The 6,536-nt window shown below is 56.2% G+C and carries 9 protein-coding genes; 5 read left to right on the forward strand and 4 right to left on the reverse strand.

What is annotated here, in order from left to right; genetic code table 11:
* The first annotated feature begins 165 nt into the window (after positions 1-165).
* Positions 166-807: a C69 family dipeptidase gene (locus GBM95_RS10605; protein ID WP_193222672.1), complete on the forward strand. Its 642-nt coding sequence runs from the start codon at positions 166-168 to the stop codon at positions 805-807.
* On the forward strand, positions 698-1,675 hold the full coding sequence (locus GBM95_RS10610) for a peptidase C69 family protein (RefSeq protein ID WP_152159066.1): 978 nt from the start codon (positions 698-700) through the stop codon (positions 1,673-1,675). Before GBM95_RS10605 ends, GBM95_RS10610 begins: the two co-directional genes overlap by 110 nt.
* 376 nt (positions 1,676-2,051) lie before the next feature.
* On the opposite strand, the gene GBM95_RS10615 is transcribed toward GBM95_RS10610, so the two are convergent.
* Positions 2,052-2,390 carry a winged helix-turn-helix domain-containing protein gene (locus tag GBM95_RS10615; protein WP_193222673.1) on the reverse strand — a complete coding sequence of 113 codons (339 nt, stop codon included), beginning with the start codon at positions 2,388-2,390 and terminating at the stop codon, positions 2,052-2,054.
* An 84-nt stretch (positions 2,391-2,474) separates the two neighbouring features.
* On the reverse strand, positions 2,475-2,726 hold the full coding sequence (locus GBM95_RS12785) for a response regulator (RefSeq protein ID WP_226963286.1): 252 nt from the start codon (positions 2,724-2,726) through the stop codon (positions 2,475-2,477).
* Between GBM95_RS12785 and GBM95_RS12790 the strand changes: the two genes are divergently transcribed.
* From GBM95_RS12790 to hisIE, 3 genes are all read left to right on the forward strand, one after another.
* On the forward strand, positions 2,661-3,188 hold the full coding sequence (locus GBM95_RS12790; protein ID WP_226963285.1) for an autotransporter domain-containing protein: 528 nt from the start codon (positions 2,661-2,663) through the stop codon (positions 3,186-3,188). The two genes, GBM95_RS12785 and GBM95_RS12790, sit on opposite strands and share 66 nt — an antisense overlap.
* A gap of 275 nt (positions 3,189-3,463) precedes the next feature.
* Positions 3,464-4,240: an imidazole glycerol phosphate synthase subunit HisF gene (hisF, locus tag GBM95_RS10625; RefSeq protein ID WP_152159069.1), complete on the forward strand. Its 777-nt coding sequence runs from the start codon at positions 3,464-3,466 to the stop codon at positions 4,238-4,240.
* Entirely contained in the window at positions 4,234-4,872 is a 639-nt protein-coding gene (hisIE, locus tag GBM95_RS10630; protein ID WP_152159070.1) for a bifunctional phosphoribosyl-AMP cyclohydrolase/phosphoribosyl-ATP diphosphatase HisIE, read from the forward strand. Before hisF ends, hisIE begins: the two co-directional genes overlap by 7 nt.
* Before the next feature lie 99 nt (positions 4,873-4,971).
* On the opposite strand, the gene GBM95_RS10635 is transcribed toward hisIE, so the two are convergent.
* Complete coding sequence (locus GBM95_RS10635; protein WP_152159071.1) at positions 4,972-5,511, reverse strand: hypothetical protein; 540 nt, start codon at positions 5,509-5,511, stop codon at positions 4,972-4,974.
* Between the two features lie 494 nt (positions 5,512-6,005).
* Complete coding sequence (locus tag GBM95_RS10640; protein WP_226963287.1) at positions 6,006-6,437, reverse strand: LysR substrate-binding domain-containing protein; 432 nt, start codon at positions 6,435-6,437, stop codon at positions 6,006-6,008.
* Positions 6,438-6,536 lie beyond the last annotated feature (99 nt).

Here is a 6,536-nt window from a genome sequence, read left to right on the forward strand (position 1 = left end):
CGCGCTACGACGTTGTCTTTGAACTCCTGCGAATATCGCATGTTTTGCCACTCCATGAAAGGTTGAAGGGGTGGCGAAAGTTAGTATGACATCTAATGGTACGAACCCACGGCCGCCAAGATTCCGCAGGTCGAGCATACTTACGGCTATTACTGGACTCAGACTTTGCATCCGGCCGGCTATTCCTTCTCGGACGGCTTTGTGAACGAGCACGGCCTTGCGATTGTTTCCAACAACTGCAACGAAACGTTCGAGGAAGAGAATCCGGTTGTTGACGGCGGCGTTGGCTACGGCATTCGTCGTCTGATGGCCGAGCGCGCCAAGACGGCTCGAGAAGCCGTTGACGTCGCCATTGGCCTAGTGACCAAATATGGCTACACGTCCGGCGGTCGCACCTACACCGTTGCCGATCGGAATGAAACCTGGCAGATCATGCTCCTCAAGGGCCATCGCTACATCGCTCGCAAGATCCAAGACGATGAAGTGACCTACATCGCGAATGCCTTCGCTTTCGACAAGGTGGACGTCAATTCCAAGGACGTCATTATGTCCCCCGATCTCATCGAGCATGCGATCAAGACCGGGAAGTACAAGCCCGCCAAGGCAGGGGATTACTCCGACTTTTCGTTCCGAAAGGCCTATCAGCCCGTGTCACGGCGTGCCGCCGACTGGAACAAGGACCGCTTGGGAGCTGTTGATGGGCAAGGAGACGACGGATCAGGAAGCGTTCCCCTACTCGATCAAGCCGACGCAGAAGCTCGGTGTGGCCGACGTGCAGAAGATTCTCTCGGGTCATTGGAAGCGTGAGGAGAGGACCTCAGGCTTCTTCCATCAATCCATGCGCGATATCTGCAACATCGGCACTTTTGAATCGGTAGTCTATGAAATGAACCCGAATCCGCTGTTCACGCGCGGATGGCGCACCGCCGGTCGGCCGTGCCAGATGCCCTACGTCCCGTTCTTCCCGCTGGCAAAACCGAGTGCAGCGCAGGCCTTCATGACGCCAGAAGTGGCGACAGCAGAACATTTCCATGCGGCGCCGGATCGCTTCGACTTCAAGCCTGACTTTGGTCTTTATGCGGCCCTTACCGCTCAAAATCTGGTCGACTATCTGGATGCGGAACAGCAGAAGGATCTACATGAGGCCGTAGCCGAACAGCAGGCCAAATGGGTCAAGGAAGGCGATGCTGTTCTCAAGACCGCGGCTTATCTTGAAAAGGCTGTCTCCCCGAGCAAGGCAGAAGCCTTCCTGCATCAATACGGCGCTGTCGCCTACAACACCTCAGTTTCGTTGCTGGAAAACGAATTCCACGACATGAAGCCGCTCGACGTGCAGATTCTGGCCGACAGTCTGTCCCTCTCCAAGAAGGGAACGGTTGACGTTGTCGTCTTCGGGAACAAGGACCTCGACGTTACGAAGGCCAAAAAGGAGAGCTTCATCTTCGGCGTGACCTATCCGAATCCGGATGTCGATCTTTATAAGGATCGCGCCACAGCTGAGAAGATGACGGTGAAGGACGTCAACGGCGACGGCGTCAAGGACCTCGTCTTGACCTTCGCTTCGGACAAGGCCGTCAAATACGGCTTTGCCGATGTTCGAACCGATCTTTGGCTCTTCGGCGAGATCGACGGCGAAAAGAAGGGCGGTTTTGACGTCGTCCGCATTGTGAAGTAACCCCCTAGGTTTCGAGTCATTCATGACGCGAAAGGCCGCGCACGGCGTTCGTGCAGCGGCCTTTTTCGATGCATCGGCGTTTGAGCTCTGCGCCCGACTACTTCGCGCCATCGCCGTCAATAGGCGATTCTTCCTCCTCTTGCGGATCTTGCACTGGCCTCGGTTTTTCCTTGCATCCCTCTGCGTAAAGGCTTAGGATATGAGAAAGGCGATCGAGTTGCTGGTCGGCTGCTACCGGGCACCACCGCAGGTATCACCGGGCGCTTGATTGTGAATGCCGTCTCATGGGAGTACTCGTGGTGCAGAGCCCATCAGGCGGCATTCGTTTATAGGGTTAGACGCCACAATCCTCCGTACTGCCGTAAGTCGAACCAACTTAGGAAATGGGCTCGCCTTTTGCGACTGCGGTCTCCATCACATATCCGATGCCGGATACGGCGCGGATCAGCTCTGCGTTGAATCCAACCTCTTTGAGCTTCTGACGAAGGCGCGCGATCACGACTCTGACGTAATGTGTTTCGCCGACATATTCCGGCCCCCAAACGGTTCGGAGCAAATATTCATGGGAGAGCACCTTGTCCTTGTGGCGCATCAGCGTGGCAAGGACTTTGAATTCAGTGCCGGTAAGATGAATCGGGCGTGAGTCAACCATGGCCGTGAGATCCGCTTGATCGAGAACCAGGGGCCCATTGACGAGCTGGGAGAGCTTGTTCACACCAATGTCTGTCGAGGGTTTAGCTCTTCTCAATACAGCCTTGACGCGCCCGAACAATTCTTCGAGCGCAAAGGGCTTTGGCAGTTAGTCGTCTGCGCCAAGTTCGAACCCTTTCACCTTGTCTTCGATTTGGTCGCGGGCCGTGAGCATGATGACGGGAATGTCAGATTTAGTTCGGATCTGAGCAAGCGTGGTGAAGCCGTCCACACCAGGCATCATGACATCGAGCAGAACGAGATTGGGGGAAAAGTCTTCTATGGCACGCAGACCGTGGCTCGCATCGGCAAAGCCTCTTCGAACTATAAGGGCCTCGTCTACGACGCCGGCACCGGCTATGTCGGATACGACGAGAACCGCACCTACTGGAGCTACGGTCTCGAAGCGGGCTACGAGTGGGACATGAACGAGTCGACGCGCCTCGATTTTGCGGCGCGCTACCGTGCGCTCACGCTCGAAGGCTTCAACGACCGGATCGCGTGCGACCGCTATGAGATCGATGATTTCGAGAGTCACCGCACGCACCTCGGACTCCGCCTCAACTATACGGGCCGCAGAGGCATGGTTCCCTACATCGGCGCCGCCTGGGAATACGAATTTGATTCCAGGGTCCGCGGCCGCGCTGAAGGGCTTGAGCTCGCCGAAGACAGCCTTAAGGGCAGCACCGGAGTCGGCGAAATCGGCATCAAGATCAATCCCTCCGAAGACAGCCGCTGGACGTTCGACGGCAGCCTCAAGGGCTACATCGGCCGGACGGAAGGCGTGGCGGCGTCGCTCTACGCGAGCTACCTCTTTGATTGAGAAACCCGAAGATTCTGATCTGAGAATCGTCATCGCCTGAAGGGTCCCCGGAAAGCCGCCTGAGCTTTCCGGGGACTTCTCTTTTGAGAACCCGGGCCCGGCTTTATCGCTCTTTTTCATCGCCACCCGGCTTCTCTTAAGCAATTTCTCCATAGCCTTTTCCCGATTTCGGCGAGCATCACGTTTTCCCGTACGATAAGCTTGAATTTCGCGCTGAGAATTCCGCGCGCCATCCATTCATGCCGCACCCACGCTTCCCTTCAGAAGGAGGACCCATGCTCGCCAAACGCATCATTCCCTGCCTCGACGTCCGAAACGGACAGGTCGTCAAGGGCGTGCAGTTCCGCGGTCATGAAATCATCGGCGACATCGTGCCGCTTGCCAAACGCTATGCCGAGGAAGGCGCCGACGAACTCGTCTTCTACGACATCACCGCCTCGTCGGACGGCCGCGTCGTCGACAAGAGCTGGATTTCACGCGTCGCGGAAGCGATCGACATTCCTTTCTGCGTTGCAGGAGGCATCAAGTCGGTTGAGGACGCCGGGCGCCTTCTCACCTTCGGTGCCGACAAGATTTCCATCAACTCCCCTGCGCTCTCCGATCCCACGCTCATCACGCGCCTTGCCGACCGCTTCGGCGTCCAGTGCGTCGTGGTCGGGATCGACACCTGGCACGATGAAGCGACGGGCAAATACTGGGTCAACCAATTCACGGGCGACGAAAAGCGCACCCGCAAGACCGAGTGGGAGACGCTTCGCTGGGTTGAGGAAGTGCAGAAGCGCGGCGCGGGCGAAATCGTTCTCAACATGATGAATCAGGACGGCGTGCGCAAGGGCTACGACATCGAGCAGTTGAAGCTCGTGAGAAGCGTCTCTAAAGTGCCTCTCATTGCGAGCGGGGGCGCGGGCACCATGGAGCATTTCCTCGATGCCTTCCGCCTCGCCCATGTCGACGGCGCACTCGCCGCATCAGTTTTCCATAAAAAAATCATTGATATCGGCGACCTCAAACGCTATCTCGCCGACAATGGAATTGAGGTTAGAACATGCTGACTGAAGAAACACAGGCAAAGCTTGACTGGGAAAAAACGGGCGGACTTATTCCCGCTATCGTGCAGGACGCCGTCTCCGGACGCGTTCTCATGCTGGGCTACATGAATAAGGAAGCGCTTAAGCAAACCCTTGAAACAAAGAAGGTCACCTTCTTCTCGCGCACGAAGAACCGTCTCTGGACGAAGGGCGAAACCTCCGGGAACTTCCTCCACCTCGTCGACATCGGCACGGACTGCGACAACGACACGCTTCTCGTTCTCGTCAATGCGGACGGTCCCACCTGCCACCTCGGCACGACGAGCTGCTTCGGCAGCCTCGAGCCCAAGTGGCAGTTCCTGCGCGACCTTGAGCTTCTTCTCGGATCCCGCCGCACGGCCGATCCGGCGACCTCGTACACCGCGAGCCTCTATGCCCGCGGCACGAAGCGCATTGCCCAGAAGGTGGGCGAGGAAGGCGTTGAAACCGCGCTTGCCGCAACCGTTCACGACCGCGAGGAGCTGAAGAACGAAGCCGCGGACCTTGTTTACCACCTCCTCGTTCTGCTCCAGGATCAGGACCTTGAGCTTGCCGACGTGATCGGCATCCTTCGCGACCGCCATGCCGCGCGCGAAGCCAAGGCTCAGGCCAAATAACGATTTGAAGAAAGCCCGGGAGGGCTTCTCCTCAATTTAAAAAGCCGCCGGGACTCATCAAAGGTCGCCGGCGGCTTCTTTTCAGTGATCAGTTGAAATTCAATCCTGCGGGAGCTTCTTTCTGATCTGCGAGCGCATGACGGCGGCGGCAATGAGATTCACGATCACCGCGGGCACGACGCCGTAGAAGAAGAAGACTGCAGCCGGGAAGTCGAGCATGTAGTCGCCCGCGAAGAGCGGATTGATGAGATTCGTAGCAGCGTCCACCGTCACTGCAAAGAAGAAGCAGAAGCTGAAGGAGACCGCATACTGGATGAAGACGAAGCCCGCCACCGTGACATCAGCCACATTCTCAGCATTTTTGAAGTTCGCCTTCTCGCGGCAAAGCACCGGGAGATCCTTCACAGTGAACCAGAGACCGAGGAAGAGAACGATGAAGAAGAGCGCCAGCGTAAAGGCGTCCGCGCCCCAGGAGGCGGAGCCGAATTCCGTGAGCCTCGTCTTCAGAACGATGCCGATCACAAAGCCCGTGAAGCTCGCGATGAGGGCGGCAAACTTCACCGATTCCATGACTTTCCCGGCGTAGCCGGAGCTGATGTCGTCGGGATCCTCGACCTTGATGATTTTCTTGAGGGCCATGCTTTTTCTCCTTGTATCCTGCGTGCTTATTTCTGACGGTCTGATGCCGCGCCCCGCATATTACCCGTCTCAGAAGAAAAAGCGAGTGTAAATCCTGGAGAAAGCCCGACGATGCTTCAAAGCTTTGAGCCGGATCATCAGGAATTCTGCCCCGAAAGCCGCATCCACGGGTATCAGGATATCTTGAAGGGAAATCTAGTACCGATTCTCAACGGCTGGCACGTACCCAACTTGGAAAATTACATCGGCACCACAGAGGAATCTGCCACGTTAAAGCGCGTCACGACCTTCGTCGACTGGTATATCCGTCGACGTCGATAAATTGAGGGAGAAATGATTCAGCGGTTGCAACGGGATTTCGGGGTGATGGTGTCATAACGCCGAGCGTCTGCCAGACAATATTTGACGAGGCCAAGAGGAATCATCCTCGCCCTCGTTGCATAACTACCAATATGTGAAGTCTCCCTCAGCACAAGTCGAAGGAGGCTTCATGGCTATAAGTTGAAGGTGATACCGAATCGCTTGTGGATGGCGATGCGCTGCTCTTCATCAAAGGCCTGCCTCTGCTTCAGGTACCACTCGATAAAGAGCTGCATGCGCTTCAGACGGGATGCGGCTCGCGTGACGGCGACGTAGTTCTGCAAAACCGGCGGATGCCAAGTCTTGAAGACCGGCACGAGCGTGCCGTTCATGAGCTCTTCGTAACAGTGGTGAAGGGGAATGTCGAGCGCAATCCCGCCGCCCTTGATGATCACTGCCTTAACCGAGAGAATGTTGTTGAACCGGATCACGCTCTTCCAGGAAAAGTGAACCTTTTCGCCTCGATATTCCAAATATTCGACGTGATCGCGCTGTTTGCCGCAGAAAGCGACGCCGGCAAAGCGCTGAAGATCTTCCGAACGCTTGGGAACGCCGTAGCGAGCCAGATATTAAGGCAATCATCCATTAGTTACGTATGGATCAATGAAAATTCAAGTTAATCAATAATGTTATCTGAGTTGCATCAACTAAATGATGGCTTCGTT

Source organism: Sutterella seckii (genome assembly GCF_009183815.1).
GTDB lineage: Bacteria > Pseudomonadota > Gammaproteobacteria > Burkholderiales > Burkholderiaceae_F > Sutterella > Sutterella seckii.

Bases quoted from the DNA above. Each gene is read 5' to 3' on its own strand.
- GBM95_RS10610 (WP_152159066.1), top strand. From the start codon at position 698: ATGGGCAAGGAGACGACGGATCAGGAAGCGTTCCCCTACTCGATCAAG.
- hisF (WP_152159069.1), top strand. From the start codon at position 3,464: ATGCTCGCCAAACGCATCATTCCCTGCCTCGACGTCCGAAACGGACAG.
- hisIE (WP_152159070.1), top strand. From the start codon at position 4,234: ATGCTGACTGAAGAAACACAGGCAAAGCTTGACTGGGAAAAAACGGGC.
- GBM95_RS10635 (WP_152159071.1), bottom strand. From the start codon at position 5,511: ATGGCCCTCAAGAAAATCATCAAGGTCGAGGATCCCGACGACATCAGC.